The organism is Amycolatopsis granulosa, assembly GCF_011758745.1.
Classification (GTDB): Bacteria; Actinomycetota; Actinomycetes; order Mycobacteriales; family Pseudonocardiaceae; genus Amycolatopsis_E; species Amycolatopsis_E granulosa.
The window spans coordinates 334,887-360,121 of the sequence record NZ_JAANOV010000001.1; the positions used below are offsets into that span (position 1 = coordinate 334,887).

The 25,235-nt window shown below is 72.7% G+C and carries 28 protein-coding genes; 21 read left to right on the forward strand and 7 right to left on the reverse strand.

From position 1 onward, the window contains the following. The first annotated feature begins 23 nt into the window (after window positions 1-23). Window positions 24-1,220: an MFS transporter gene (locus tag FHX45_RS01555; protein WP_341771302.1), complete on the forward strand. Its 1,197-nt coding sequence runs from the start codon at window positions 24-26 to the stop codon at window positions 1,218-1,220. A 65-nt stretch (window positions 1,221-1,285) separates the two neighbouring features. On the opposite strand, the gene FHX45_RS01560 is transcribed toward FHX45_RS01555, so the two are convergent. Together FHX45_RS01560 and FHX45_RS01565 are read right to left on the reverse strand one after the other, a co-directional pair. Beyond that, window positions 1,286-2,575, reverse strand: a complete 1,290-nt coding sequence (locus FHX45_RS01560) for a M20/M25/M40 family metallo-hydrolase (protein WP_167096247.1) — start codon at window positions 2,573-2,575, stop codon at window positions 1,286-1,288. After that, window positions 2,568-3,395, reverse strand: coding sequence for a M55 family metallopeptidase (locus FHX45_RS01565; RefSeq protein WP_167096248.1), 828 nt, complete (start codon window positions 3,393-3,395; stop codon window positions 2,568-2,570). The genes FHX45_RS01560 and FHX45_RS01565 overlap by 8 nt, the downstream gene beginning before the upstream one ends. A gap of 116 nt (window positions 3,396-3,511) precedes the next feature. Between FHX45_RS01565 and FHX45_RS01570 the strand changes: the two genes are divergently transcribed. The 5 genes from FHX45_RS01570 to mptB all read left to right on the forward strand — a co-directional run bounded on the left by FHX45_RS01570 (window position 3,512) and on the right by mptB (window position 10,545). Continuing rightward, window positions 3,512-5,326, forward strand: a complete 1,815-nt coding sequence (locus FHX45_RS01570) for an ABC transporter substrate-binding protein (protein WP_167108198.1) — start codon at window positions 3,512-3,514, stop codon at window positions 5,324-5,326. Window positions 5,327-5,328: 2 nt separating this feature from the next. After that, window positions 5,329-6,345, forward strand: a complete 1,017-nt coding sequence (locus FHX45_RS01575; RefSeq protein WP_167096249.1) for an ABC transporter permease subunit — start codon at window positions 5,329-5,331, stop codon at window positions 6,343-6,345. Then, window positions 6,342-7,265, forward strand: coding sequence for an ABC transporter permease (locus tag FHX45_RS01580; protein WP_341771303.1), 924 nt, complete (start codon window positions 6,342-6,344; stop codon window positions 7,263-7,265). The genes FHX45_RS01575 and FHX45_RS01580 overlap by 4 nt, the downstream gene beginning before the upstream one ends. Beyond that, window positions 7,262-8,881, forward strand: a complete 1,620-nt coding sequence (nikE, locus tag FHX45_RS01585) for a nickel ABC transporter ATP-binding protein NikE (protein WP_167096250.1) — start codon at window positions 7,262-7,264, stop codon at window positions 8,879-8,881. Before FHX45_RS01580 ends, nikE begins: the two co-directional genes overlap by 4 nt. A 74-nt stretch (window positions 8,882-8,955) precedes the next feature. Beyond that, window positions 8,956-10,545, forward strand: coding sequence for a polyprenol phosphomannose-dependent alpha 1,6 mannosyltransferase MptB (gene mptB / locus FHX45_RS01590; RefSeq protein ID WP_167096251.1), 1,590 nt, complete (start codon window positions 8,956-8,958; stop codon window positions 10,543-10,545). Here mptB and FHX45_RS01595 read toward each other — a convergent pair. The 3 genes from FHX45_RS01595 to FHX45_RS01605 are packed head-to-tail and all read right to left on the reverse strand — an operon-like array spanning window position 10,514 to window position 13,690. Next, window positions 10,514-10,921 (reverse strand): TIGR03668 family PPOX class F420-dependent oxidoreductase, encoded by a 408-nt coding sequence (locus FHX45_RS01595; RefSeq protein WP_167096252.1) that lies wholly within the window; start codon window positions 10,919-10,921, stop codon window positions 10,514-10,516. The two genes, mptB and FHX45_RS01595, sit on opposite strands and share 32 nt — an antisense overlap. Further along, complete coding sequence (locus FHX45_RS01600; protein ID WP_167096253.1) at window positions 10,911-11,768, reverse strand: LD-carboxypeptidase; 858 nt, start codon at window positions 11,766-11,768, stop codon at window positions 10,911-10,913. The genes FHX45_RS01595 and FHX45_RS01600 overlap by 11 nt, the downstream gene beginning before the upstream one ends. Further along, window positions 11,765-13,690 (reverse strand): prolyl oligopeptidase family serine peptidase, encoded by a 1,926-nt coding sequence (locus FHX45_RS01605; RefSeq protein ID WP_167096254.1) that lies wholly within the window; start codon window positions 13,688-13,690, stop codon window positions 11,765-11,767. Before FHX45_RS01605 ends, FHX45_RS01600 begins: the two co-directional genes overlap by 4 nt. A gap of 76 nt (window positions 13,691-13,766) precedes the next feature. Here FHX45_RS01605 and FHX45_RS01610 point away from each other — a divergent pair, with 76 nt between their 5' ends. The 11 genes from FHX45_RS01610 (at window position 13,767) to FHX45_RS01660 (ending at window position 19,285) form a co-directional block, all read left to right on the forward strand. Then, window positions 13,767-14,345: a DUF3090 domain-containing protein gene (locus FHX45_RS01610; protein WP_167096255.1), complete on the forward strand. Its 579-nt coding sequence runs from the start codon at window positions 13,767-13,769 to the stop codon at window positions 14,343-14,345. A gap of 3 nt (window positions 14,346-14,348) precedes the next feature. Beyond that, window positions 14,349-15,152 (forward strand): SCO1664 family protein, encoded by an 804-nt coding sequence (locus FHX45_RS01615; RefSeq protein ID WP_424923784.1) that lies wholly within the window; start codon window positions 14,349-14,351, stop codon window positions 15,150-15,152. 146 nt (window positions 15,153-15,298) lie between these two features. Beyond that, window positions 15,299-15,862, forward strand: a complete 564-nt coding sequence (locus FHX45_RS01620; protein ID WP_167108206.1) for a sigma-70 family RNA polymerase sigma factor — start codon at window positions 15,299-15,301, stop codon at window positions 15,860-15,862. Then, window positions 15,853-16,422, forward strand: a complete 570-nt coding sequence (locus FHX45_RS01625) for an Asp23/Gls24 family envelope stress response protein (RefSeq protein WP_167096256.1) — start codon at window positions 15,853-15,855, stop codon at window positions 16,420-16,422. Before FHX45_RS01620 ends, FHX45_RS01625 begins: the two co-directional genes overlap by 10 nt. An 11-nt stretch (window positions 16,423-16,433) precedes the next feature. Beyond that, the gene (locus FHX45_RS01630) at window positions 16,434-16,796 is read left to right on the forward strand and encodes an Asp23/Gls24 family envelope stress response protein (protein ID WP_167096257.1); all 363 of its coding nucleotides are present in this window, start codon (window positions 16,434-16,436) and stop codon (window positions 16,794-16,796) included. Further along, on the forward strand, window positions 16,793-17,089 hold the full coding sequence (locus FHX45_RS01635; RefSeq protein WP_167096258.1) for a hypothetical protein: 297 nt from the start codon (window positions 16,793-16,795) through the stop codon (window positions 17,087-17,089). The genes FHX45_RS01630 and FHX45_RS01635 overlap by 4 nt, the downstream gene beginning before the upstream one ends. A gap of 69 nt (window positions 17,090-17,158) precedes the next feature. After that, window positions 17,159-17,614, forward strand: a complete 456-nt coding sequence (locus FHX45_RS01640; protein WP_167096259.1) for an Asp23/Gls24 family envelope stress response protein — start codon at window positions 17,159-17,161, stop codon at window positions 17,612-17,614. Between the two features lie 13 nt (window positions 17,615-17,627). Further along, complete coding sequence (locus FHX45_RS01645) at window positions 17,628-17,804, forward strand: hypothetical protein (protein WP_167096260.1); 177 nt, start codon at window positions 17,628-17,630, stop codon at window positions 17,802-17,804. A 4-nt stretch (window positions 17,805-17,808) separates the two neighbouring features. Continuing rightward, window positions 17,809-18,180, forward strand: coding sequence for an Asp23/Gls24 family envelope stress response protein (locus tag FHX45_RS01650; protein WP_167096261.1), 372 nt, complete (start codon window positions 17,809-17,811; stop codon window positions 18,178-18,180). Further along, entirely contained in the window at window positions 18,177-18,716 is a 540-nt protein-coding gene (locus FHX45_RS01655) for a DUF6286 domain-containing protein (RefSeq protein WP_167096262.1), read from the forward strand. The genes FHX45_RS01650 and FHX45_RS01655 overlap by 4 nt, the downstream gene beginning before the upstream one ends. After that, window positions 18,713-19,285, forward strand: coding sequence for an alkaline shock response membrane anchor protein AmaP (locus FHX45_RS01660; protein WP_167096263.1), 573 nt, complete (start codon window positions 18,713-18,715; stop codon window positions 19,283-19,285). Before FHX45_RS01655 ends, FHX45_RS01660 begins: the two co-directional genes overlap by 4 nt. Before the next feature lie 5 nt (window positions 19,286-19,290). Here FHX45_RS01660 and FHX45_RS01665 read toward each other — a convergent pair whose 3' ends face one another. Further along, the gene (locus FHX45_RS01665; protein ID WP_167096264.1) at window positions 19,291-19,671 is read right to left on the reverse strand and encodes a winged helix-turn-helix transcriptional regulator; all 381 of its coding nucleotides are present in this window, start codon (window positions 19,669-19,671) and stop codon (window positions 19,291-19,293) included. A gap of 199 nt (window positions 19,672-19,870) precedes the next feature. Here FHX45_RS01665 and FHX45_RS01670 point away from each other — a divergent pair, with 199 nt between their 5' ends. The 4 genes from FHX45_RS01670 to FHX45_RS01685 all read left to right on the forward strand — a co-directional run bounded on the left by FHX45_RS01670 (window position 19,871) and on the right by FHX45_RS01685 (window position 24,036). Continuing rightward, window positions 19,871-21,334 carry a DHA2 family efflux MFS transporter permease subunit gene (locus FHX45_RS01670; RefSeq protein WP_167096265.1) on the forward strand — a complete coding sequence of 488 codons (1,464 nt, stop codon included), beginning with the start codon at window positions 19,871-19,873 and terminating at the stop codon, window positions 21,332-21,334. Beyond that, complete coding sequence (locus FHX45_RS01675) at window positions 21,315-22,124, forward strand: DUF3097 family protein (RefSeq protein WP_167096266.1); 810 nt, start codon at window positions 21,315-21,317, stop codon at window positions 22,122-22,124. Before FHX45_RS01670 ends, FHX45_RS01675 begins: the two co-directional genes overlap by 20 nt. 75 nt (window positions 22,125-22,199) lie before the next feature. Next, the gene (locus FHX45_RS01680) at window positions 22,200-22,631 is read left to right on the forward strand and encodes an NfeD family protein (protein WP_167096267.1); all 432 of its coding nucleotides are present in this window, start codon (window positions 22,200-22,202) and stop codon (window positions 22,629-22,631) included. A 28-nt stretch (window positions 22,632-22,659) separates the two neighbouring features. Beyond that, complete coding sequence (locus tag FHX45_RS01685; RefSeq protein ID WP_167096268.1) at window positions 22,660-24,036, forward strand: SPFH domain-containing protein; 1,377 nt, start codon at window positions 22,660-22,662, stop codon at window positions 24,034-24,036. A 159-nt stretch (window positions 24,037-24,195) separates the two neighbouring features. Here FHX45_RS01685 and FHX45_RS01690 read toward each other — a convergent pair whose 3' ends face one another. Next, window positions 24,196-25,173: a helix-turn-helix domain-containing protein gene (locus tag FHX45_RS01690; protein ID WP_167096269.1), complete on the reverse strand. Its 978-nt coding sequence runs from the start codon at window positions 25,171-25,173 to the stop codon at window positions 24,196-24,198. Window positions 25,174-25,235 lie beyond the last annotated feature (62 nt).

Sequence of the window (25,235 nt, forward strand, 5' to 3'; positions counted from 1 at the left end):
AATCATAGTCTACGCTTCTCGGTGTGACGATTCGACAAGCATCGAATGATAAGTGGGCCTGGCGTCTGGTGATCCTCGCTGTGGGCACGTTCGTGCTCGGGGTGGACGGTTTCGTAATGCCGGGGCTGCTTCCCGAGATCTCGTCGGACCTGGCGGTGAGCGTGGCGACCGCCGGACAGCTGACGACCGTGTTCGCCGTCTCCTACGCGGTGGGATCGCCGGTCATCGCGACCCTCACCGGGCGGCTGGACCGCCGGATCGTCATCGGCGCGGGCATGGTCTCGTTCCTGCTCGGGATGGTGCTGCAGGCTGCCGGGCCCACGTATGGGGTCGTGCTGGCCGGGCGGGTCGTCGCCGCGCTCGGAGCGGCCGCGTTCCAGGCCAACGCGTTCGCCGTGGCCGGTGTGCTCGCGCCGCCTGATCGGCGGGCCCGGGCGTTCGCGGTGATCGGCGCGGGTTCCAGCCTCGCGGCCGTTCTCGGGGTGCCGTTCGGGCTGCTGATCGGTCGGGTCTGGGGCTGGCGCGGTACCTTGTGGACGATCGTCGCGCTGGCGGTGGTCGCCGCGGTGCTGGCCGGGCTGTTCGTTCCGTCGATCACCCTGCCGGCCACCACGATGCGGGACCGGCTCACGGTGCTGGTGAATCCGCGGATCCTGGTGCTGCTTGCGGTCAGTGCTCTGGTGCTGGCGCCGTTGTTCCTGCTGGCCGCCTACGCCTCGGCGGTGGTCGGCATCAGCTCCCCGGGCAGCGACAACGCCATCCTCGTCGCTCTGCTGGTCTACGGTGCGGGCTCTTTCCTGGGCAACCGGCTCGTCGGGCTGTTCGCCGACCGGTTCGCCTCGCTGTCGGTGATCGTGGCCGGGCTCGGCATCGTCGCGCTGGCCTCCGGGTTGCTCGCCGTCGTCCAGCACTGGTTCGTGCCCACGCTGGCCGTCCTGTTCGTTCTGGGCGTGCTGGGGTCCTCGCTGTTCATCCCCCAGCAGAACCGGGTTTTCGACGCCGGTGGTGATCTCGCCGCGGTCGCGCTGAGTCTCAACGGCTCGATGAACTACATCGGTACCGCCATCGGCGCCGGCCTGGGTGGGATTGTGCTCGCGACCGCAGGGCCGCTGTGGCTCGGGCCCGCCGCGGCGGTACTGGCGGCCGCGGTGATCGCGATCGCCGTGACCACCGCCCCGGAACGCCGCACCAGGACGACCACACTCGCCACCTCGCAGTGACCCGCCTCGACGCGGGCGGTGACGTCGAGAGCATTCAGGGCGGTCGTGTTGCTCCCAGCGGCCGGTCAGCAGTGTGTCAGGAAATGCTCCAGCACCTGCTTGCCGAAGTGCAAACCCTTTACCGGAACCCGCTCGTCGACACCGTGCGCCATCGCCCGGTAGGGGAAGCCCTCGGGCAGCCACAGCGGTGCGAAGCCGTAGCAGGCGATGCCCAGCGGGCTGAACGCCTTCGCGTCGGTGCCGCCACCCATGCAATAGGGCACCACCACCGCGTCCGGGTCCTGTGCGCGCAACGCGTCGGCCATCGCGGAGAACCACGGCGAGTCCACCGGTGCCTGCACCGCCGGCTGGTTGGCCACGAACTCGCGTGTGATGTCCGGCCCCAGCAGCTCGTCGAGCCCGGCCAGCAGCTGCTCCTCGGTGCCCGGCAGCGTCCGGGTGTCGATCTGCGCCTGGGCCAGGCTCGGAATCACGTTCACCTTGTACCCGGCGTCCAGCATCGTCGGGGTGGTGCTGTTGCGGATGGTCGGCTCCACCAGCTTCGCCGCCGGTCCGAGCCGCGCCACCGTGCCTTCCACATCGGACAGATCGACCTCGACGCCCAGCGCCTCGCCGGTGCGGACCAGGAACGCCTCCACCGTCGGGGTCAGCGTGACGGGCCAGGCGTGCGCCGCGATCCGGTGCAGCGCGTCGATCAGGCGCACCACGGCGTTTTCGTGGTTGGGGCGGGATGCGTGCCCCGCCCGGCCCCGCGCGGTCAGCCGCATGTGCGCGGTGCCGCGTTCGGCGGTGCCCACCGGGTAGAGCCGTTTGACCGACCCGTCCGCGGCCGGTACGTGGTAGGTGTAGCCGCCGGACTCGCTGATCGCCGCCACGCACCCGTCGAACAGGTCGCGGTGCTCAGCCGTCAGCCAGTGCGCCCCGTACTCGCCGCGGTCCTCCTCGTCGGCGACGAACGCCAGCACCAGGTCGCGCCGTGGCGTCAGCCCGTCCGCCAGCGCGCACAGCACCATCGCGATGAAGTCCTTCATGTCCACCGCGCCCCGGCCCCACAGGTAGCCGTCCCGGATCTCCCCGGCGAACGGTGGCACCGTCCAGTCCGCGGCGTCGGCCGGCACCACGTCCAGGTGCCCCTGCACCAGCAGCGCGGGCAGGGTCGGGTCGGTACCCGGGACGCGGGCGACCACGTTGGTCCGCCGCGGAGCGGACTCCAGGATCAGCGGCTCGATCCCGGCACCGGCGAGCACGCCCGCGACGAACTCCGCCGCGTCCCGCTCGCCCTCGGCGTCGCCGTGGCCGCGGTTGGTGGTGTCGAACCGCAGCAGCTGCGCGCACAAACTCTCGACGTTAGCCATACTTCCCCTGCACCGCGCCCGCGGCGATCGCCGTGACCACCTTGAACGCCTTCATCGCTTCGGTCATCGTGGCGGCCTCGAAGCCGACCCGGCGGACGCCGGTCTGCTCGACGGTCGGCACCACCGCGGCGGCCTGCGCCAGGTGGGTCGCGTCGAACTCGACCTCGATGCGGTGCGCGGCGGCCGTGGCCGGTGTCCGCACCGCTCGGTCCATGCTCGCCCGCGCGGCCGCGGTCAGCATCTCGGCGGTGCGCGCCGGGGGCAGGCAGATGGCCGCGTACCGGCTCACGCACTCCTTCACCGCGACCAGTTCGGCGCCCGGCGCGTAGCTCGCCGCGTCCGCGCACGTCCGGTCGTCCCCGGACACCAGCAGCACCGGCACGCCGTGTTCGGCGGCCAGCGCGGCGTTGAGCCGGCCCTCACCGGCCGGTTCGCCGTCCAGCCACACCCCGGTGATCTGGTTCTCCAGGTAGGTGTGCGACAGCACGCCGTCCACCCCGGCGCCGGCGTGGTAGCCGAGGAACACCACGCCGTCCACGCCGCTGTCGATGCCCTGCATCATCGACAGCGGCTTGTGCCGCCCGGTCAGCAGCCGCGCCCGCTCGTCGAGCTCCTCCAGCAGCAGGTTGCGCTGCGACGAGTGCGCCTCGTTGACCAGCACGTCGCTCGCGCCTCCGTCGTACAGGCCGCGGACCACCGCGTTCACGTCGCCGGTGAACAGGCGCCGGAACCGCTGCCACTGCTCGGTGCCCGGCACCACGTCGTCGGTCCAGGTGACACCGGTGGCGCCCTCCATGTCCGCCGAGATCATGATCCGCATGGTCCAGACCTTACGTCACGGCTCGGCAACGGCGTGCGTGAGTCGTTGACTCCGCAGGCCGGTAAGTGGTTACTTTCCGGTCTCGGAATCAGCCAGAGAGGTGGGAACCAGTGGGGATGCGCTTCCGGAGACGAACGCGGTGGGTCAAGAGCATCACGGTGGCCGGAGCCGCGTTGCTCGTGGCGGGCCCGTTCGTGCCGGCGGCCCAGGCCCAGCAGCAGGGCGGCAAGGTGCTGCGCGTGGCGCTGGTGCAGGAGATCGACCACCTGAACCCGTTCCTCGCCTCGTTCGCCTCCAGCACCATGGTCGGCCGGATGACCTGGGAGTTCCTCACCCTGCCCTCGGCGGAGGACAGCACCCCGGCGCCGGGTCTCGCCGAGTCGTGGTCCACCTCGCCGGACAAGCTGACCTGGACGTACAAGATCCGCGACGGCGTGAAGTGGTCCGACGGGCAGCCGGTGACCGCGAAAGACGCCGCCTACACCTTCACGCGGATCATGACCGACGAGAACGCGCAGGAGGCCAACGGCACCTACGTGGAGAACTTCGACTCGGTCACCGCGCCCGACGACCACACCCTGGTCATCCGGACGAAGGCGCCGCAGGCCAGCATGACCGCGCTGGACGTGCCGATCGTGCCCGAGCACATCTGGTCCCACCAGGCGGCCATGAGCGACCCGGTCACCGACTCGGTGCCCGTGGTCGGCGTCGGCGACGGCCCGTTCCTGATCAGCGAGTACCGCCCGAACGAACTGGTCCGGCTCAAGGCCAACCCGGACTACTGGCGCGGCCGGGCCAAGATCGACGAGCTGCAGTTCATCAGCTACAAGAACTCCGAGGCCGCGGTCAACGCGCTCAAGAACAACGAGGTCGACTTCGTCAACCGGCTCACCTCGACCCAATTCGACACGCTGAAGAACGCCCCGGGGATCGCCACCAACCAGGCCGGCGGCCGCCGCTACCGCGAGCTGATGATCAACCACGGTGCCCAGCTGCTGTCCCGGCAGCCGATCGGTGACGGCAACCCGGTGCTCAAGGACGTCCGCGTGCGGCAGGCGATCGCGCGCGCCCTGGACCCGCAGACCCTGGTGGACAAGGTGCTCGGCGGCTACGGCCAGCCCGGCGGCGGCATCGTGCCCGCCTCCTTCCCGGCCTACCACTGGGATCCGCCGGCGAACCAGCGCTACGCCTTCGACCCCGCCGCCGCCAACGCCCAGCTCGACCAGGCCGGCTACCCGCGGGGCAACGACGGCACCCGCGTCGGCCCGGACGGCAAGCCGATCGAGCTGCGGCTGCTCGGCCGCGCCAGCGAGGACTTCGCCCAGCGCGCCTCCGACTACGTGGTGAGCTGGCTCGGGGCCGTCGGCATCCGCGTCACCAAGCAGCTGGTCTCGGACAACGAGGTCGACCAGCGCACCAACGAGGGCAACTACGACCTCGCGTTCTCCGGCTGGGGCACCAGCCCCGACCCGGACTACATCCTGTCCAAGCAGACCTGCGCCGCGCTGCCCGCCGTGCCCGGCAGCAGCAGTAGCACCGCCTTCTTCTGCGACGCCGACTTCGACCGCCTCTACGCCGCCGAGAGCACCGAGTTCGACCCGGGCCGGCGCGCGAACCTGGTCAAGCAGGCGCAGGCCCGCTACTACGACCAGGTGCCCAGCGTGGTCCTCGACTACGACAACGTGCTGGAGGCCTACCGCTCGGACAACTTCGCGAGCTTCACGAAGCAGCCCGCGAACACCGGGCAGATCATGGAGCAGAGCGGCTACTGGGGCTTCTACGGCGCCACGCCCGCCGGCGGCGGCTCCAACGGCAGCGGTGGGCTGTCCCCCGGGGCGTGGATCGGCATCGCCGCCGGTGTCGTGGTCGTGCTCGCCATCGGCGGCACCGCCGCCGGGCGGCGCCGCAAGTCCGCCGACGACCAGGAGTAGGCGTGACGAACGCGGTTTCGACCGCCGCGGCGGAGCTCGACGAGCCCCGCCGCGGCACCGGCACGGCCCGGTTCCTGCTCGGCAAGCTCGGTGGCGCGGCAGGCAGCCTGCTGCTGGTGGTGGCCCTGGGCTTCCTGTTGTTCCGGATGATCCCCGGTGACCCGGTCACCACCTTGACCCGGGACCGGCCGACCAGCCCCGACCAGCTGGCGCAGCTGCGTGCCCGGCTCGGCGTGGACAAGCCGCTCTACCAGCAGTTCCTGGACTACCTGAGCGGGCTGCTGCGCGGTGACCTGGGCACGTCCTACGGCTACAACCGGCCGGTGTCCGCGCTCATCGGCGAGCGGCTGGGCCCGACGCTGCTGCTGGTCGGCACCGCCACGGTGCTGGCGGTCGCCCTCGGGTTGTGGCTCGGGGTGCGGGCGGCGTGGCGGCGCGGCAGCCTGTTCGACCGGACCCAGACCGGGATCGCGCTGACGCTGTGGTCGATGCCCCAGTTCTGGCTGGGCCTGCTGCTGCTCATCGCCACCCAGGGCGCGTTCCCCAGCGGCGGCATGCGGTCGCCGGCCACCCCGCCGGAGTTCCTCCCGCAGCTGCTCGACGTCGCCCACCACCTGGTGCTGCCGTGCGTCACGCTCCTCGCGGTGATCTACGCCCAGTACATGCTGGTGATGCGCTCGTCGCTGCTGGGCGAGATGAACGCCGACTACCTCACCACCGCCCGCGCCAAGGGCCTGCGGGAGGACCTGGTGCGCCGCCGCCACGCGGTGCCCAACGCGCTGCTGCCCACGGTGACGCTGGTGTTCCTCCAGTTCGGCCTGGTGGTGTCCGGCACCGTCACGGTCGAGACCGTGTTCTCCTGGCCCGGGCTGGGGCTGCTCACCTACGAGGCGCTGCGGGTGCCGGACCTGCCGCTGCTGCAAGGAGTGTTCGTGGTCATGGCCGGCTCGGTCATCGTGATGAACCTGATCGCCGAGGTGCTCTACCGCGTGCTCGACCCCCGGGTGCGTGCCCAGTGACCGCGCCCTCCACGCCCTCCACACCCACCGCGCCGGCGGCGATCGCCTGGCGGCGCCGCCGCGCCGCGGTCGCCGCGGTGTGGCGCGAGTTCGCCGCGGACCGCGGCGGCCTGGCCGGTCTCGGGGTCCTGGTCCTGGTGGTGCTGCTGGCCGTGCTGGCGCCGGTGATCACCGACCCGGCCGGGCTGGACGTGGTCAACGCGCCCGGAAAGCCCTTGCAGCCACCCGGCGGGCGGTTCCCGCTGGGCACCGACATCGACGGCCGTTCGGTGCTGCTGCTGACGTTGTGGGGCGCGCGGGTGTCCCTGCTGGTCGGGTTCGCCGCCACGATCCTGTCGGTGCTCATCGGCACCGTGGTCGGGGTCGCCGCCGCGCACTTCGGCGGCTGGGTGTCCGGCCTGCTCATGCGGTTCACCGATTTCTTCCTGGTGCTGCCGTCGCTGGTGCTGGCGATCGCACTGTCCACGGTGCTGCCGCACGGGGTGCCGACGATCATCGTGGCGGTCGGCGTGACCTCGTGGCCCACCACGGCCCGGCTGGTGCGGGCCCAGACCCTGACCATCGAGTCCCGGCCCTACATCGAGCGCGCCCGGGCGCTGGGCGGCGGGCACCTGCACGTCGTCGGCAAGCACGTGCTGCCCGGGGTGCTGCCGCTGGTGCTGGCCAACACCACGCTCGTGGTGGGCAACTCGATCATCGCCGAGTCCACGCTGTCCTTCCTCGGCCTCGGCGACCCGTCCGCACCCTCGTGGGGCCAGATGCTGCAGCGCGCCCTGTCCTCGGGCGCCGTCACCGGAGGAGCGTGGTGGTACCTGATCCCGCCCGGCCTGGCGATCGTGGTGATCGTGCTGTCGTTCACCCTCGCCGGACGCGCGCTGGAGACCGTGCTCAACCCGCGGCTGAAGGGGGAGCACGCGTGAGCCCGCTGCTGGAACTGAAGAACCTCGCCGTCTCCTACGGCGACCTCGAGGCCGTGCGCGGCGTCGGCCTGACCCTGCAACCGGGGGAGACGCTCGGCATCGCCGGCGAATCCGGCTCGGGCAAGTCCACGGTCGCCATGAGCGTGCTGCGGCTGCTGCCCAGGTCCGCGACGGTGACCGGGGAGATCCTGCTCGACGGCGAGGACGTCACCACGATGCGCTGGGGACGGCTGCGCGCGGTGCGGTGGGCGCAGGCGTCGGTGGTGTTCCAGGGCGCCATGCACGCGCTCAACCCGGTCCGCACCATCGGGGACCAGATCGCCGAGCCGATCCGGCTGCACGACCCGTCCGTGCGCGACGCCGGCCGGCGGGTGGCGGAACTGCTCGAATCGGTCGACCTGCCGCCCTCGCGTGCCGGGGCGTACCCGCACGAGCTCTCCGGCGGTCAGAAACAACGCGTCATGATCGCGATGGCCCTGGCCTGCCGACCGCGGCTGATCATCGCCGACGAACCGACCACCGCGCTCGACGTGATCGTGCAGGCCCAGGTGCTCGACCTGCTCGGCCGCCTGGTCGCCGAGCACGGCCTGGGCCTGGTCATGATCAGTCACGACCTGTCCGTGCTCGCCGCGACCTGCGCCCGCATCGCCGTGATGTACCGCGGCCAGATCGTCGAGGAAGGCCCGTCGGCGGAGGTGATGCGGTCGCCCGCGCACGAGCACACCCGGGCGCTGGCCGCCGCGTTCCCCACCGTCGGCGACCCCGCCGCCCGGTTCGCCCCGGCGACCACCGCGCCGCTGCCCCCGGAACCGGAGGACCCGCCCCCGCCGGACGTGCTGCTGGCCGCGGAGAACCTGCGCGTCAGCTTCCGCGACCGCCGTGGCGCCCGCATCGACGCGGTCGCCGGGGTGGACCTGCGGGTGCGGCGCAACGAGATCGTCGCGCTCGTCGGCCAGTCCGGTTCGGGCAAGACCACCCTGGCCCGCACGCTCCTCGGCCTGCAGAAGCCGACCTCCGGGGTGGTGCGCTACGACGGCGCCCCGGTGCCGTCCTCCGGCGCCGCGCTCAAGGCGTACCGGCGGCAGGTCCAGCTGGTGCTGCAGGACCCGGCCAGCGCGCTCAACCCGCGGCACACCGTCTACGAGGCGGTCGCCGAGGGGCCGCGCATCCACCGGCTGCCCGGTGACGAACGGCAGATCGTCACCGAGGCGCTCGAGGCGGCCGAACTGCGGCCCGCCGGGCGTTTCCTGCACCGGCTGCCGCACGAGTTGTCCGGCGGGCAGCGGCAGCGGGTGGTGATCGCGGGTGCGCTCGCGCTGCGGCCCGGTGTGCTGGTCGCCGACGAACCGGTCGCGTCCCTGGACGCCTCCGTGCGTGGCGAGATCCTCGGGCTGCTGTTGCGGCTGCGCCGCGAACTCGGCCTGGCCGGGCTCGTCATCACCCACGATCTCGGGCTGGCCTGGAACATCGCCGACCGGGTCGCCGTGATGTACCGGGGCGAGCTGGTCGAGGAGGGGGCCGTGGAGGAGGTGCTGCTCGACCCGCGGCACGCCTACACCAAGTCCCTGCTCGCGGCACTGCCCGGCGGCACCGCGCGCGAGTCGTTACCGTCCTGAGTGTCCTCCAGCCAGCGAAACATCGTTCCCGACGGGAACCCGACCCGGAACGGTGTGTAATCTCCGTGGACGAAATGGCCACCACCACTGACCCCGCGCCCGGGGCGCCCGCGGAGGCGCACCCGCGCACGCGCGTGCGCGTGCCCTCGCAGTTCCCGTACCGCACGATCGCGATGGGTACGCTCGGCAGCACCCTGCTGCTGCTGGGTGCGCTCGGGGCGGGCGGCATCCTCATCCGGGACCCGGTCCTCGGGCACGGTCCGCTGTCGTGGGTCCGCTTCGGTCACGGGCAGATGCTGGCCACCGCGGTGGTCTACGGCGGGTTCGCGCTGGTGGTGTGGGCGTGGGTGCGGCTGGGCCGCTACATGCTCGCCGGTCGCATCGGCAGCAGGCCGATCCTGATCGCGGCCATGTGCTGGATGGCGCCGCTGCTGATCTCGCCGCCGCTGTTCACCCGCGACGTGTTCTCCTACCTCGGCCAGGGCGCGCAGCTGCTGCACGGGCTGGACCCGTACGCGCACGGCCCGGCCGAGCTGAAGGTGCTGCCGAACGTGGTGCAGAACGTGCACCCGGTCTGGCAGACCACCCCCGCCCCGTACGGTCCGCTGTTCCTGCTCATCGCCAAGGGCGTCGTCTCGGTGACCGGCGACAACATGATCGCCGGCGTCATCGTGACCCGGCTGTTGCTGTTGATCGGCCTGGCGATGATGCTGTGGGCGCTGCCGCGCCTCGTGCGGCACCTCGGCGGGAAGCTGCCGGTCACGATGTGGCTCGCGGTCGCCAGCCCGATGACGGTCATCCACCTCGTCGGCGGCCCGCACAACGACCTGCTGATGCTCGGCTTCCTCACCATCGGGGTGCTGGCCGCACTGGAGCGCAAGCACGCGCTGGCGATCGTGCTGGTCACGATCGGCATGCTGATCAAGCCGACCGCGGCGGTCGCACTGCCGTTCCTGGTGTGGGTGTGGGCCAACCACCTGCCGCACCCCAGCCGCGTCCGCAACTTCCTGCAGGCGCTCGGGATCTCGGTGGTCCTGTTCGGTGTGGTGTTCGTGGCCGGCACCTCGGTGTCGCTCGGCTCGTTCAACCTGGGCTGGGTGACCGGCCTGCAGGCGCCGACGCTGGTCACGAACTGGCTGAACTTCCCGACCGGGCTCGGGCAGCTGGTCCACACCCTGGTGAACCTGGTGATCACCGTGCCGGAGTCGCCGTTCGTAACGGTGGCCCGCGCGCTGGCGATGGCGACGCTGGCGTTGTTCGGTGCGCGGCAGTGGTGGAAGGCGCGCCACGGCGGCAACGAGGCGATCTTCCGGATGGCGCTGACCCTGCTGGCCACCGCGATCCTCGCCCCGCCGACCCTGCCGTGGTACCTGACCTGGGGTTTCGTGATCGCCTCGGCGTTCCCGTGGCGGCGCAGGCACCTGGCGATCGTGGTCGCCGTGGCGTCGTTCCTGGTGCTGGCCTACTACCCGACGGGCCAGCAGGCCCTCTACGACTGGTGGTTCGTCGTGGCGGTCATCGCGCTGTCGGTGTACGCGGCCGCGTCGCTGCTGCGTCCCGACCCGCTCGGGCTGCTCGCCGCGTGGCGGCGGGAGCCCGCCGTGCCGGACTTCGTCGCCGAGGACGGCGCCGTCAGCTCCCAGCCCAGCCGCTCCACCGCGTGACCCGCGTGATCACCACCGGTCCCGCCGGCGGCTTCCGCGCGTACTGCTCGTACTTCGCGCGCAGCAGCCCGACCGCGTCCGGTGCGGACTCCACCACGGTGGCCGTGCCGTCCGCCCGGGACCACCACAGGCGGGTCCAGTCCTCGTCGTAGGCGTCGGCGAGGAAGCTGACCGCGGGGTGGGCCGCGATGTTGGCCAGCCGCCGCAGGGCGGTCGTGGTCTTCGGCTTGTGGTCGACGGCGAAGACGATCTCGTCGCCGGACACCGCGAACGTCACCGGCACCAGGTGCGGCCGGCCTGCCGCCGACACCGTCGCCAGCCGGGCCACCCGTGCCGTGGCGAACCGGTCCCGCGCATCCCGCGGATCAAGCCGCATGGGTGGTCACCCTCAGCTCCGCCGTGTCCAGCACCGCGTCGACCCCGAGCGGCACGGTCAGTGACCCCTCGACGTGCCCGAAGCGCACCCCGGCGAGCACCGGCACCCCGAGGCCGGAGAGCCGGTCCGCCAGCACCGCCCGCACGGCCGTGGGCTCGCCGCAGCCGGTCCACGTGCCCAGGACGACGCCGGCCACCCCGGCGAACCAGCCGGACCGCAGCAGCTGGGTGAGCATGCGGTCCAGCCGGTAGACCGGCTCCGCGACGTCCTCCAGCACCACGATCGCGTTCCGCGCGCCACCGTGCTCGCGGGTGCCCACACCGGCGGCGAGCAGGCTCAGGTTGCCGCCGGTGAGCCGGCCGCGTGCGGCGCCGGGCACCACTGCCTCGGTGCCCGGCAGGGTCACCGGGCCCGGGGTGAACAGGGCCCGCCGCAGGTGCTCGCCGCCGGCTTCGTCCCAGTGGTCACCGGCGGGCATGGGGGAGAACAGGGTCGGCAGCCCCAGGTGCGTGTGGATCGCCGCGTGCAGGGCCGTCACGTCGCTGGACCCGGCGAACACCTTGGGACCGGCGTCGCGCAGGGCGGCCCAGTCGAGCAGGTCGAGCATGCGCTGCGTGCCGTAGCCGCCGCGGGCGGCGAGCACGACGTCCACCTCGGGATCCAGCCACGCCTCGGTGAACGCCTCCGCCCGTGCCGCGTCCGGCCCGGCCAGGTACGGGGTGTGCCCCGGGCCGGGCGTGACCAGGTTCCGCACCCGCACACCCCACGCGTCGAGCGCTGCCAGCGCCCGGTCCAGCCGGTCGGGCAGCACCGGCCCGGCCGGGGCGACGAGGGCGACGGTGGTCACGAGCGCAGCTCCAGCACCGGCACCCCGGGTGTGGCGAAGCCGAACACCTGCCCGTAGAACGACAGCTCGGCCTCCAGCGCGGCGATCATCGTCTCCGCCCGCCGGAACCCGTGCTGTTCGCCCTCGAACGTCAGGTAGGCGTGCGGGATGCCGCTGCCGGCCAGCGCCCGCACGAACCGGTCGGCCTGCTCGGGCGGGCAGATCTGGTCGTCGAGCCCCTGCAGCAGCAGCACCGGCCCGGCCAGCCGGTCCGCGTGCCGCAGCGGTGACCGCTCCACGTAGCGGTCGCGGGTCCGCGGCAGCGGGCCGACCAGCCCGAGCACGTAGCGGGATTCGAAGTCGTGGGTTTCGCCGCCGTCGCCGGTCCACCCGGCCAGGTCGAGGATCGGGTACTTGATCGTCGCCGCGCGGTAGGTGGTCACGCTCGTCATCGACGCCGCCGACGTGTAGCCGCCCGCGCTGCCGCCCCGGATGGCCAGCCGCGCCGGGTCGGCGGTGCCCTCGGCGGCCAGTGCTTCGGCGACCGCGGCGCAGTCGCGCACGTCGACCGCACCCCACTGCTCGCGCAGCCGCTCCCGGTAGGCGCGGCCGTAGCCGACCGACCCGCCGTAGTTGACCGCGACGACGCCGATGCCGCGGCTGGTGAAGTAGGCGAAGTCGAGGTCGAGATCGCCGGAGACCCGGCCGGTGGGACCGCCGTGCACGTGCACCAGGTAGGGCGGGCGCTCGCCCTCGGGGCCGGTGAAGCCCGGGTTGGCGGGCGGGTAGACGTAGGCCGGGATCGGCACGCCGTCCGGGCCGGGGAAGGTCCGTTCCTGCGGCACCGGCAGGTACTCCGCCGGCGGCGCGGGGTGCACCGGTTCGGTCAGCTCGGTCACCGCTGCGGTGTCCAGGTCGACGTGCACGACCGCGCTCTCGTGGCGCGGCCCGGCGGCGATCCCGGCGACGCCGTCGCCGTGCCGGGCCAGCGTCGCGGCCCAGCTCGTGAGGTGATCGGCCACGACCGTCAGGTCGCCGGTGGTCTCGTCCAGGACGGCCAGGCGCCCCGAGTCGAGCACCGCGTGCCGTCCGCCGCCCAGCGGGACGAACCAGTTCGACCCGATCTTCCACAGCGGCCCGCCCAGCTCACGTGCCATCGGCGCGATGTTCGTGACCACGCCGTCGAGGGTGATCCGGTGCAGGTTCCACCAGCCGTCCGGGTCCAGCAGCGCCAGCAACGTGCCGGGGTCCTCCCACTCGAGCTGGCAGACCGACACCCCGGGCCCGCCGGCGAGCACCCGGTGCGGCCCGAGGCCGCCGTCCGGCCGCACCTCGGCCACGCACAGCTCGGTCGAGTCCCACGGCATGTCCGGGTGCTCCCAGCCCAGCCACGCGGCGTGCCGGCCATCGGGGGACAGCTGGGGCGCGGTGAGGAAGTGGTGGCTCGCCGCGAGCGGCACGACCGCGCCGCCGCTCAGCGCGACCAGGTCACGGCGGATGTCGGTGCGCGCCGGGCCGGTGCTGGTCTCGCGCACCGCCCACACCGCGCCGTCCGGACCCGGACGCAGGTCGCCGTACCGGACGCCCTGCGGCACCGGGGGCTCGGGTGTGACCGGAACCACCTCGCCGCCGTCCAGGTCACGCGCGTGGACGCGCTGGTCGTCCCAGTGCGTGAAGAACAGCGTCCCGCCGATCACCACCCACGGCCGGCCACCGTACTCGTGCACCCGGTTCCGGGCGTTCCACGGCGCGGGCAGCATCTCCTCCACGCCGTCCTGACCAGCGCGGACCAGCGCGAGCCTGCCACCTTCGGCGGGGCGCGCCTCGGCCCACCAGACGGTGCCGCCGACGACGTCGAGCCACTGCGCGCCGCCGCCCCCGGCGGCGACGTCGGCGGCGGAGATGGGAGAGGTCCAGGTGCCGTACGGCGCGGTTTCAGCCACCGCCGCACTCTAACTAAGATGCAAGCGGGGGCGGCGGATGCCGATCATGAAACGGTGACATAGGGTCGGGGGTGCCATGGCTCGTGTAATCCACGTCTTCCGCCAGCCCGACCGGTTCGTCGCAGGGACCGTCGGGGAACCGGGCGACCGCACTTTCTACCTGCAGGCCACCGAGGACGTCCGCACGGTGAGCGTGACGATCGAGAAGCAGCAGGTCCAGGTGCTCGCCGAGCGCCTGGCCTCGCTGCTGGAGGAGATCGTCGCGCGGTTCGGCGCCGAGGTACCCGAGACGGTGCCCGACGACCTCGTCGACGTCGACCCGCTCGAGGTGCCCGTCGAGGAGGAGTTCCGCGTCGGCACGATGGGTCTCGGCTGGGACGCCGAGACCAGCGCGGTCGTCATCGAACTGCTCGCGATGACCGAGGGCGAGGTCGACGAGACCGTCGTGCTCGACGACACCGAGGAGGGCCCGGACGCGGTGCGCGTGTTCCTCAGCCCGGCCGCGGCGCGGGCGTTCGCCGAGCGCGCCGACCGGGTGGTGCGCGCCGGCCGGAAGCCGTGCCCGCTGTGCGGTGAGCCGCTGGACCCGGAGGGCCACATCTGCCCCCGGCAGAACGGCTACCGGCGCAGCACCGACGTGGCGGACGAGAGCTAGATCGTGGCCCCACCGGTCGGCCCGGCCGATCCCGCTGCCGCCGAGCTGCTCGCCCGCGGTCGCCTGACCGTCGAAGGGCGGCTGGTGGACGCCTCCAACGTCACGCTGTTCTGCTCCGTGGAGCTGGACGGCCTGTCGGCGCAGGCGGTCTACAAGCCGGTGTCCGGGGAACGGCCGTTGTGGGACTTCCCGGACGGCACGCTGGCCGGCCGGGAGGTGGCCACCGCCCTGCTGTCGGAGGCGTCCGGGCTGGGCCGGGTGCCGCCGACCGTCCTGCGTGACGGCCCGTTCGGCGAGGGCATGGTCCAGTTGTGGGTGGAGACCGGCGACGAGGAGCTGATCGACGTCCGCTCGCCTCAGGATGTGCCCGACGGCTGGCGGATCGTGCTGCACGCCCACGACCGGCTCGGCGAGCCCGCGGTGCTGGCGCACGCCGACCACCCGGGCATGCGGGACCTGGCGGTGCTGGACATCGTCGCGAACAACACCGACCGCAAGGGCGGGCACATCCTGGCCGGCACCGACGGGGCGGTGTACGGCGTGGACCACGGCATCTGCCTGCACGCCGAGCCGAAGCTGCGCACCGTGCTGTGGGGCTGGGTCGGTGACCCGCTGCCCGCCGACACCCTGGAGAAGCTGCGCGCGCTTCCCGGCATGATCAAGGGCGAGCTGGGCGAGCGGCTCGCGCCGCACCTGACCAGCCTGGAGATCAGCGCGATCGCCGAGCGCGCCGAGATGCTGGTGGCGACCGGCGTGTTCCCCGAGCCCGGGGATGACTGGCGCGCCATTCCCTGGCCCCTGTTCTGACCCCACCGCGGCTTCCCGCTGCACCGATCCGGTGGTCGCCGTCACCCGAACCCGTGACGAACGGGGGCGTGAGCTTTCGCCGTGCCCGGTGTCTGGCCTAGAGAGGCGAGTGGGAAGTCGGGGAGGCTCTGTATGGGCGGGACGTGGTGACGGCCGGGACCGGTGTCGGCGCGGCCCTGGACGATCAGACCCTGGTCGCCCGGGCCCGCGACGGCGACGTGCGTGCCTACGAGCAGCTGGTACGGCGCTACCAGGGCCCGATCTACCGGCTGGCGTTGCGGATGCTGGGCAGCGCGGGGGACGCTGAGGACGTGGTGCAGGAAGTGTTCCTGACCGCGTGGCGCCGGTTGGAGCAGCTTCACGCCGACACCGCGTTCGTGGGCTGGCTCTACCGGTCGACCGCGAACCGCTGCCTCAACGTCATCCGCGCCCGGCGGCCGGTCACCGACGTCGATCCGGACGACACCGAGACGCCGCGCGGCGACGCGCGGCCGGAACACGCCGCGGAGGTCAGCGCCCAGATGGCCGCCCTGACCACGGCCCTGACCGGGCTGACGCCGGAGCAGCGGGCGTGCTGGTTGCTGCGTGAGGTGCACGGCCGCTCGTACGACGAGATCGCGGAGGCGGTCTCGACCTCGCCCAACGCGGTCCGCGGGCGCATCGCGCGGGCCCGCGCGCAACTGGCGGAGGTGATGCAGCCATGGCGCTAGACCAGACCACCCACGACCTGCCCTGCGGCCGCTCGCTGGAGGAGGTGTGGGACACGCTCGGCGCGGTCGAAGCCGGGTTCGCCACCGACCACGACCTGACCTGCCCGCACTGCTCCACCGCGCGCGGCAGCCTGCTGGCGCTGCGCGACGCGACGCGCGAGCTCGCGGCGGAGGAGGCCGAGCCGTCGCGGGACCTGACCGAGAAGATCATGGCCGCGGTCCGCAACGACGTCCGCCGGTACGGCCGCATGGTGCCGTTGCCCGCGGCCGAGGCCGGGCGGCTCGAGGTGAGTTCGGCCGCGGTCGCGGCGGTGCTGCGGTTCGCCGCCGACGGGATGGACGGGATCCGCGGCCGGCGCTGCCGGGTCACCCCGACCGGGGTGGACGCCGACGGGCAGACGCTGATCGAGGCCGAGCTGACGGTCGCCGCCGCCTACCGCGTCGAACTGGATGAAGTGCTGGACCGGTTGCGCGAGCGGGTGAGCGCCGCGTGCGCGTCCGGTATCGGGGTCCGGCTGGTGCGGCTGGATCTGACCGTCGAAGACGTCTACCACCGGTGAGGGGGGACCTGGTGCACGTCGAATGGATCGTCGAGGACGCCGTGGTGGCGGCGGTGGCCGCGCACGCAGCGCGGTCGGTGCCGGGGGTGGCCCGGCTGGAACCGGGGGTCGCCGGACTGGTGCGCGGCTGGGGGCGGGCCCGGTGGCAGCAGGTCAAGGGACTCACCCCGGCCCCCGCGGACGGGGTGACCGTGCGGCGCGCCGGGGACGAGTTCGAGGTCTGCGTGGGCATCGCGACCCGCGCCGGCACGCAGGTCGCGGCCGTCGCCCTGGCTGTGCAGCACGAGGTGCGCGCCGCGCTGATCCGGGACACCGGGGTGGTGCCCGGTCAGGTGTCGGTGACCGTTCTCGACGTCGAGCCGGAGGCGCGATGACCACCCGGACCGAACACATCGCCGCGATCCTCACCGCGTTGTCCAAAGTGGAGGGTCTGCGCCCGGCCGCGCCCGTGGTGCGGCCGGTGACGTCGCGCAACCCCGCCACGCTGGCGGTCGACCTGACCGCCGAGGTGGTCCGGGTCCGGCTGGTCGCCACCGCGCTGCCGTTGCCGCCGCGGCTGCGGCTGGCCGGCGACGCCGTCGCGAAAGCGCTCGTGGGAAGCCCTTACTCGGACGCCGGAATCCGGCTCGTGGTGACCGATGTGGACGGATCCGCGTTCGGTCCGTGACGTTTCCGGCGCGGCCGTGTCGGAACGAGTGAAGACCCGAGAGGAAAGAACCAGGAAGGGGACAACGAGATGAGCACCGGTACCGAAGGACAGGCCACCGCGGTGAGCAAACCGTCGGACAGCAGGCTGGTGACCGAGCAGGGGACGACCACGATCGCGAGCACCGTGGTGCAGAAGATCGCCGGGTTGTCCGCGCGCGAGATCCCGGGCGTGTACGACCTGGGCGGCGGCGCGGCCCGCGCGTTCAACGCGTTGCGCGAACGCATCCCGGGCGCCAGCGGCAGCGTCGGGCAGGGCGTGTCGGTCGAGGTCGGGGAGAAGCAGTCCGCGGTGGACCTGCAGATCGTGGTCGAGTACGGCGTGTCCATCGCCGACCTGGCGCAGGCGGTGCGCGCCAACGTGATCAACTCGATCGAGCAGATGACGGGGCTGGAGGTCGTCGAGGTCAACATCACCGTCAACGACGTCCACCTGCCCAGCGACGACGACGAGCAGGGCGAGGGCGCACCGGCCCGGGTCCAGTGACACGGGAGGCGCGATGAATGCCACGATCGCCGGTCTGCTGACCGGTCTCGTCCTGGGCCTGGCCGCCGCCTTCGGGGGGTTCGGCGCGTTCCTGCTCGTCGCCGTGCTCGGCGCCCTGGGCCTGCTGGTGGGCCGGGTGCTGGACGGCAAGCTCGACCTGTCCCACTTCACCGACCGGGAGCGGAGGTGAGCCGGTGACCGTCGAGGCGCCCGAGCGGCGCGGCACCACGATCGTGGCCGACCGGGCGGTGCAGCGCATCGCGGAGCAGGTGATCAGCGGGCTGGGCGGTGTGGGTGGCGCGGCCCGCCGGATCCTCGGGGTCCCGCTGGGTGCGGACAATCCGGAGCAGCCGGCCAACGTCACCGCGCGGGTGCGCGACGGCCGGATCCGGCTGGCCGTGGAGCTGTCGGTCGACTACCCGGATCCGGTCTCCCGCACGACGCAGACCGCCCGGGAACGGCTGGTGCGGGAGGTCGGCGAGATGACCGGTCTGGTCGTGGACCGCGTGGACATCACGGTGACCGCGTTGCACAGCGACCGGTCGCGGGAGAGGAGCCTGGCATGATCCGCCGGTCCCGGCGCAGCCTCGCCGCCACGCTGGTCGCCCTGGTCGGCCTGGCCCTGTGCGTGCTGGTGGCGATCAGCGCGGTGCAGCTCCTGCTGCATGCGCGGCCGGTACTCGACTACGACGCCGCCGCGGCCAGGGCGCACGCGACCCGCTGGGACGCGCTGCCGGTGGCGATCACCGGCGGGGTGCTGGCCGCGGTAGGCCTGGTGGTGCTGCTGGCCGCGATCCTGCCGGGCCGCGCGCTCGTACTGCCCCTGACGGGGGGAGGCAGTCCGGACGCGGCACCGGTGAAGGCCGGGGCCAGCCGCCGCAGCATGACCGGCAGCCTGCGGTCGGCGGCCGAGCAGGCCGACGGGGTGGAGTCGGTGAAGCTCCGGTTGCGCCGCCGCAGCGTCATCGCGCGGGTGCGTGGCGGGCGGCTGGCCACCGGCGAGGTGGCCGGGGAGGTGCGGCGGGCGATCGAGGATCAGCTGGACCGCATCGCCCCCGCCCACCGCCCGCGGGTGAAGGTGCACGTGCGGAGCGCGGCATGACCAGCCTGAACCGTCCCGCCCGGCTCAACCGGACGCTGCTCGCGCTGATCGGTCTCGTCCTGCTGGCCGCCGGTGCGTTCACCCTGGCGACTTCGCTGGGCTGGCTGCGGGTGCTCGACCGGGCGGCGCCGCTGGTGCCCGGCGACCAGCGGCCGCCGACCTGGGTGCTGTACGTGGTCGTCGCCGCCGCCGTGGTGCTGGGGCTGCTGTTCCTGCGCTGGCTCGCGGCACAGGCGCTGCGCCGCCCGAAGAGCGGGACCTGGCACGTGGAGGAGGATCGGGCGCAGGGCGTGACGAAACTGTCCCCGGACGCGGCGGTCGCGCCGTTCGAATCCGAGGTCTCGGACTACCCGGGGATCCGGTCGGTGACCGCGACCCTGTCCGGACCGCAGTCCCGGCCGACGCTGCTGGTGACGGCGACGGCCGAGCCGGGCACGGACCTGCCGGCCCTGCGCGAGCGGATCGTGACCGACGGGGTGGCCCGGCTGGCGCAGGCGCTGGACCTGCGGGAACTGCCCACGGTCATCGAGTTCCGCATCGCCGGCGAGGCCGCTGCCCGGGTGATCTGAGCGTTCTACACCGCCGCCGCGGCCTGCTGCGCGTCATACGCGTGGCGGGCCGTGGCGATGGCGCCCCGGTACTTCTCCGCCCACGACGTCAGCCCGACGAGCGTCTGCTGCAGCTCGCGGGCCATGTCGGTCAGGGTGTACTCCACGCGCGGCGGCACCGTCGGGTACACGGTGCGCACGAGCAGCCCGTCGCGTTCCAGTTTGCGCAGCGTCAGCGTCAGCATGCGGCGGCTGATGCCCTCCACCTCGCGCTCCAGTTCGGTGAACCGGACCGGGCCGTGGGCGGCGGCGACCAGGATCCCGATCGCCCACTTGCCGGCGACGTGGTCGAGGACCTCCACGATCGGGCACGCCTCGGTGATCGGGGAAACGGTGTCGGCAACCATCCCCCAATGGTTCCACGAGCGCCCCCCGGTCACCAATCGTCTCCCATGGCGATCGTGAGGTGACTCACACAGGCACCCGCCGGACCAGGAGTGGTACACGGATGTGCCTCTGGCACAGGGAACTGCCTTCTTCCGGGCACGGTCTCGGGCTCACACGATGGACCCAGTTACAAATCGTGCTCCTTTGGAGGTCAACACCATGTCCACCGATCAGCCGGCCGGACGATCCCGGTGGCTCGCGCTCGCCGTGCTGTCCGCGCAGACGCTGATGATCGTGCTCGACCAGACCATCGTCAACGTCGCCCTGCCCGCGATCCGCGACGATCTCGGCTTCACCCAGTCGAACCTGTCGTGGGTCGTCAACGCCTACCTGATCCCGTTCGGCGGGCTGCTGCTGCTCGCCGGGCGCCTCGGTGACCTGGCCGGCCGCCGCCGGGTCTTCCTCACCGGCATGGCCGTGTTCACCCTGGCTTCCCTGCTCGCCGGGCTGGCGTGGAACCCGGAGACGCTGATGGCGGCCCGGTTCCTGCAGGGCGCCGGCGGGGCCGCCTCGACCGCGGTCGCGCTGGGCATGGTCGTCCGGCTGTTCCCGGAACCGGCGGCCCGCGCCAAGGCCCTGGGCACCTTCAGCTTCGTCCAGGCAGCCGGCGGCTCGATCGGCAGCATGACCGGGGGTCTGCTCACCCAGGCGCTGAGCTGGCACTGGATCTTCCTGATCAACCTGCCCATCGGCGTGGCCGCCGGGCTGCTGGCGCCGCGGGTGCTGGAGGCCGATCGCGGCCTCGGCCTGGGTGCCGGTGCCGACTGGCTGGGCGCGGTGCTGGTCACCGCGGCGCTGATGCTCGGCGTGTACACGATCGTCGGGGTCGACTCCCACGGCTGGACCTCCGCGCACACACTCGTCCTCGGCGCGGTGTCGCTGGTGCTGCTGGTGGCGTTCCTCCTGCGGCAGGGCCGGGCCCGCGACCCGCTGCTGCCGCTGCGGATCTTCACCTCCCGCGGCCTGTCCGGGGCCAACCTGACGATGGCGCTGCTGGTGTCGTCGATGTTCGGGTTCCAGTTCCTCGTGGTGCTCTACCTGCGGCAGGTGCTGGGCCTGAGCGCGCAGGCGACCGGCCTGGCGATGGTGCCGATCGCCGTGATGATCGCGGTGGTGTCGCTGGCCGTGTCGCCGCGGGTCGCCACCCGGTTCGGCGACTTCCGGGTCCTGCTGACCGGTCTGGTGCTCATCGGCGGCGGCCTGGCGTGGCTGGCGCGCGTGCCGGCGGACGGCGGGTTCGCGGCGGACGTGCTCGGCCCGACGCTGGCGATGGGTGCCGGGTTCGGCCTGGCCATGCCCGCGCTGATGGGCCTGGGCATGCGCGACGCGCGGCCCGAGGACACCGGCCTGGCGTCCGGGCTGTTCAACACCACGCAGCAGGTTGCCGGGGCGCTCGGCCTGTCGGTGCTGGCGGTGCTCGCCGCCACCCGGACCCAGTCGGTGACCGGGGTGCGGCCCGAGCAAGCGCTCACCGCGGGCTACCACCTCGCGTTCTGGGTGGGCACCGGGCTGGTCGCGGCCGCGTTCGTGGTCGCCGCGCTGGTGCTGCGCCCCGGCGTGGCGGCACGACGAACGGGTGAACCCGGCGCTAACGTCCCGGATCGTGCGCTCCCACAGCTATGACGACATCCTCGCCGGCCCGCGCCGACGCCAGATCCCCGAGGTCGTGGCGGAGCGCGGGCTGGTGGTCGAGGAACCGGGAAGTGGTTTCTGCGGTGCGGTGGTCCGGATCGAACAGGGAACCGTCGTGCTGGAGGACCGCCACGGCAGGCACCGCGTGTTCCCGCTGGAACCCGCCGGGTTCCTGCTCGAGGGCAAGCCGGTGACGCTGGTGCGGCCGAAGGCCGCTCCGCCGTCACCGGCTTCGGTGCGCTCGGCGTCCGGTTCGGTCAAGGTGGCCGGACTGCGGGCGCGGACCGCGCGCGACTCGCGCATCTGGGTCGAGGGCAAGCACGACGCCGAGCTGGTCGAACGCGTGTGGGGGCACGACCTGCGGGTCGAGGGTGTGGTCGTGGAGCCCCTGGACGGGGTGGACGTGCTGGCCGACCGGATCAACGAGTTCGGCACCGGCCCCGGCAGGCGGCTGGGTGTCCTGGTCGACCACCTGGTGCCGGGCAGCAAGGAGTCGCGGCTGGTGGACGCCATTTCCGACGAGCACGTGCTGATCACCGGCCACCCCTACGTGGACGTGTGGCAGGCGGTGAAACCGGCCGCGGTCGGCATCCGCGAGTGGCCCCCGGTGCCGCGGGGCAGGCCGTGGAAGGACGGCGTGTGCGCGGCGCTGGGCTGGGGCGAGACCTACGAGGGGTGGCAGCGGGTGCTGGCCGCGGTGCGTACCTTCCGTGACGTGGAGACGCCGCTGATCGGCGCGGTCGAGCGGCTGATCGACTTCGTCACCGACCCGGAAGGCTGAATCCGCCAGGTCACACCCAGGTCTCTTCGGGCCGTCCGCTGGTCGCGACCGGTCACTTTCTGCCACGATGGGTGCATGACTCCGGCGCTCGTCTGGCTGATCGTCGCCATCGCCCTGATGGCCGCCGAGGTGCTGTCCGGGGATTTCTTCCTGTTGATGCTCGGCTTCGGCGCTCTGGTCGGGGCCGGCGCGGCGTTGATCACCGGCAACGTCGTGGTCGACGCGGTCGTCTTCGCCGTCGCGTCCAGCGCGTTGATCTTCCTGGCCCGCCCGGCGCTCAAGCGCCGGTTCCTGTCCGGGACGGGTCATCGCACCAACACCGAGGCTCTGATCGGCGCCAGGGCCGTGGTCGTGTCCGTTGTGGACGGCCAGTCCGGGCGGGTCAAGCTGGCCGGGGACGTGTGGTCCGCACGGGCCATCGCCGACGGTCAGCGGATTGAACCCGGCACGACCGTGACCGTGGTAGAGATAGCGGGCGCCACGGCCGTGGTGGCGCCCGAGCCGTAACCACAACCCTCATATCGGGAGAGCGATCTTGGGAACCGCAGCGATCATTGTTGTCGCGGTCATCGCGTTGTTCGTGATCGTGACGATCGCGAAGGCGATCATGGTGGTCCCGCAGGCTCAGGCCGCGGTGATCGAGCGGCTGGGCAGGTTCAAGTCGGTCGCCTCGCCCGGCCTGAACTTCCTGGTGCCGTTCCTGGACCGGGTGCGGGCCCGGATCGATCTGCGCGAGCAGGTCGTGTCCTTCCCGCCGCAGCCGGTGATCACCGAGGACAACCTGACCGTGTCCATCGACACCGTCGTCTACTTCCAGGTCACCGACGCGCGTGCCGCGGTGTACGAAATCTCCAACTACATCGTCGGTGTCGAGCAGCTGACCACCACCACGCTGCGCAACGTGGTCGGTGGCATGACCCTGGAGCAGGCGCTGACCTCCCGCGACCAGATCAACAACCAGCTGCGCGGCGTGCTCGACGACGCCACCGGCCGGTGGGGCATCCGGGTGGCGCGGGTGGAGCTGAAGGCGATCGACCCGCCGCCGTCGATCCAGGACTCGATGGAAAAGCAGATGCGCGCCGACCGGGAGAAGCGCGCGATGATCCTCAACGCCGAGGGTCAGCGGGAGGCGCAGATCAAGACGGCCGAGGGGCAGAAGCAGTCGCAGATCCTCGCGGCGGAGGGCGCCAAGCAGGCCACCATCATGGCGGCCGAGGCGGAGCGGCAGTCCCGGATCCTGCGGGCACAGGGTGAGCGCGCGGCCCGGTACCTGCAGGCGCAGGGCCAGGCCAAGGCGATCGAGAAGGTGTTCGCCGCGGTCAAGGCCGGCAAGCCGACCCCGGAGGTGCTGGCCTACCAGTACCTGCAGACGCTGCCGCAGATGGCGCAGGGCGACGCGAACAAGGTGTGGCTGGTGCCCAGCGACTACGGCAACGCGCTGCAGCAGTTCGCCCGCGCCTTCGCCAAGCAGGACGACGACGGCGTGTTCCGGTACGAACCGGCCCAGACCGACGGCGCCGAGCCGCCCACCCTGGACGACGACGAGGTCGCCAGCTGGTTCGACACCTCCACCGACCCGCGCATCGCCGAAGCGGTGCGCGAGGCCGAGGCGGTGGCTCGCCAGGAGGTGCCGGGGCCGCTGGCGCACCAGCCGCAACCGCCGGCGCCGCAGGCGTCCAGCGCGCTGCGCGGCACCCCGGTGACCGAGGAGGCACAGGAAGCACCCGCGGCCGAACCGCCCGTGCAACCCGAACCGCCGGCGCTGTCGCCGCCGACCGCACCGCATCCGCAGTTCCCGACGGCCGGCGGGCAACAGGGCCAGCTGCCGACCCGCAACCCGGGCCAGCACTACGGCACCCCGCCGCGGCCCCCGTACCCGCCGCAGCAGCCGCCCGCCCCGCCCCAGCAGTAGGCGCTTTCCGGGCGGGGGGACTCGAACCGCTCCCCGGGCGCCGGGCCGGATTGCGGTCCGGCGCCCGGTCGCCGCGGCCCGGTCGCCGCGGCCCGGTCGCCGCGGCCCGGTCGCCGCGGCCCAGGCACCGCGGCCGGTGGCCGTCCGGGCGCGCGCTGCCTACGCCGGTTGCCCGGAAGCGATCGCGGACGGCGTCCGGAACGCCTCCCGGTAGGCACTGGGCGTGGTGCCGATCGTGCGGGTGAAGTGGCGGCGCAGGGTGGCGGCCGTGCCCATGCCGACGCGCGCCGCGATGTGCTCGAGCGGGGTGTCGGTGTCCTCGAGCAGGCGCTGGGCCTGGCGGATGCGCTCGAGGTGCAGCCACCGCAGCGGCGTCATCCCTGTGGTCGCGTGGAACAGCCGGGTCAGGTGCCGGGGGCTGACGTGGAAGCGTGCGGCGAGGGTGGCGACGGTGATCGGCTGGTCGAGGTTCGCCCGCACCCAGTCGAGCAGCACGCCCAGGCCGTGCCCGTCCGCGGCGGGGACGGGTGTCTCGATGTACTGGGCTTGCCCGCCCTGCCGGTGCGGGGGTGCCACGAGGCGCCGGGCGACCGCGTTGGCGACGGTGGAGCCGAGGTCACGGCGCAGCAGGTGCAGGCAGAGGTCCAGGCCCGCGGCCTTGCCCGCCGAGGTGAGGGTCTGTCCGTTGTCCACGTAGAGCACGTCGGCCACGACCTCCACGGCGGGGTACTCGCGCGCCAGGCGCTGCGCGTGCAACCAGTGCGTGGTTGCGCGTAGCCCGTCGAGCACGCCGGCCTCGGCGAGGGCGAACGCCCCGGTGCAGATGGACGCGATCCGCGCCCCGCGGCGGTGCGCTTCGCGCAGGAGCGAGACCAGCGCCGGGGGCGGCGGGGCGTACGAGTCGTGCAGTGGCGGGACGATGACGGTGTCGAGCTCCACCAGGGCTTCCAGCGGGACGGTGCCGGAGCCGCCGACCCGGAGCCACCCGTCGCCGACGTGGGCTCCGGAGTCGGCGCACACGACGAACTCGTACCACGGGTCGTGCACCTCCGGCCGTGGTGTACCGAAGATCGAACACGGCGCGCCGAGCTCGAACAGCGAGGTTCCGTCGACGACCGCGACACCCACCCGGATCATGTCCGAAAGTGTAGGACACATGTCGTTTCGGACGCTCGTGTGTGGGCGAGGGCTGGGAAACG

Bases quoted from the DNA above. Each gene is read 5' to 3' on its own strand.
- FHX45_RS01560 (WP_167096247.1), bottom strand. From the start codon at position 2,575: ATGGCTAACGTCGAGAGTTTGTGCGCGCAGCTGCTGCGGTTCGACACC.
- FHX45_RS01565 (WP_167096248.1), bottom strand. From the start codon at position 3,395: ATGCGGATCATGATCTCGGCGGACATGGAGGGCGCCACCGGTGTCACC.
- FHX45_RS01570 (WP_167108198.1), top strand. From the start codon at position 3,512: ATGCGCTTCCGGAGACGAACGCGGTGGGTCAAGAGCATCACGGTGGCC.
- mptB (WP_167096251.1), top strand. From the start codon at position 8,956: ATGGCCACCACCACTGACCCCGCGCCCGGGGCGCCCGCGGAGGCGCAC.
- FHX45_RS01595 (WP_167096252.1), bottom strand. From the start codon at position 10,921: ATGCGGCTTGATCCGCGGGATGCGCGGGACCGGTTCGCCACGGCACGG.
- FHX45_RS01610 (WP_167096255.1), top strand. From the start codon at position 13,767: ATGGCTCGTGTAATCCACGTCTTCCGCCAGCCCGACCGGTTCGTCGCA.
- FHX45_RS01625 (WP_167096256.1), top strand. From the start codon at position 15,853: ATGGCGCTAGACCAGACCACCCACGACCTGCCCTGCGGCCGCTCGCTG.
- FHX45_RS01635 (WP_167096258.1), top strand. From the start codon at position 16,793: ATGACCACCCGGACCGAACACATCGCCGCGATCCTCACCGCGTTGTCC.
- FHX45_RS01640 (WP_167096259.1), top strand. From the start codon at position 17,159: ATGAGCACCGGTACCGAAGGACAGGCCACCGCGGTGAGCAAACCGTCG.
- FHX45_RS01645 (WP_167096260.1), top strand. From the start codon at position 17,628: ATGAATGCCACGATCGCCGGTCTGCTGACCGGTCTCGTCCTGGGCCTG.
- FHX45_RS01655 (WP_167096262.1), top strand. From the start codon at position 18,177: ATGATCCGCCGGTCCCGGCGCAGCCTCGCCGCCACGCTGGTCGCCCTG.
- FHX45_RS01660 (WP_167096263.1), top strand. From the start codon at position 18,713: ATGACCAGCCTGAACCGTCCCGCCCGGCTCAACCGGACGCTGCTCGCG.
- FHX45_RS01665 (WP_167096264.1), bottom strand. From the start codon at position 19,671: ATGGTTGCCGACACCGTTTCCCCGATCACCGAGGCGTGCCCGATCGTG.
- FHX45_RS01670 (WP_167096265.1), top strand. From the start codon at position 19,871: ATGTCCACCGATCAGCCGGCCGGACGATCCCGGTGGCTCGCGCTCGCC.
- FHX45_RS01680 (WP_167096267.1), top strand. From the start codon at position 22,200: ATGACTCCGGCGCTCGTCTGGCTGATCGTCGCCATCGCCCTGATGGCC.
- FHX45_RS01690 (WP_167096269.1), bottom strand. From the start codon at position 25,173: ATGATCCGGGTGGGTGTCGCGGTCGTCGACGGAACCTCGCTGTTCGAG.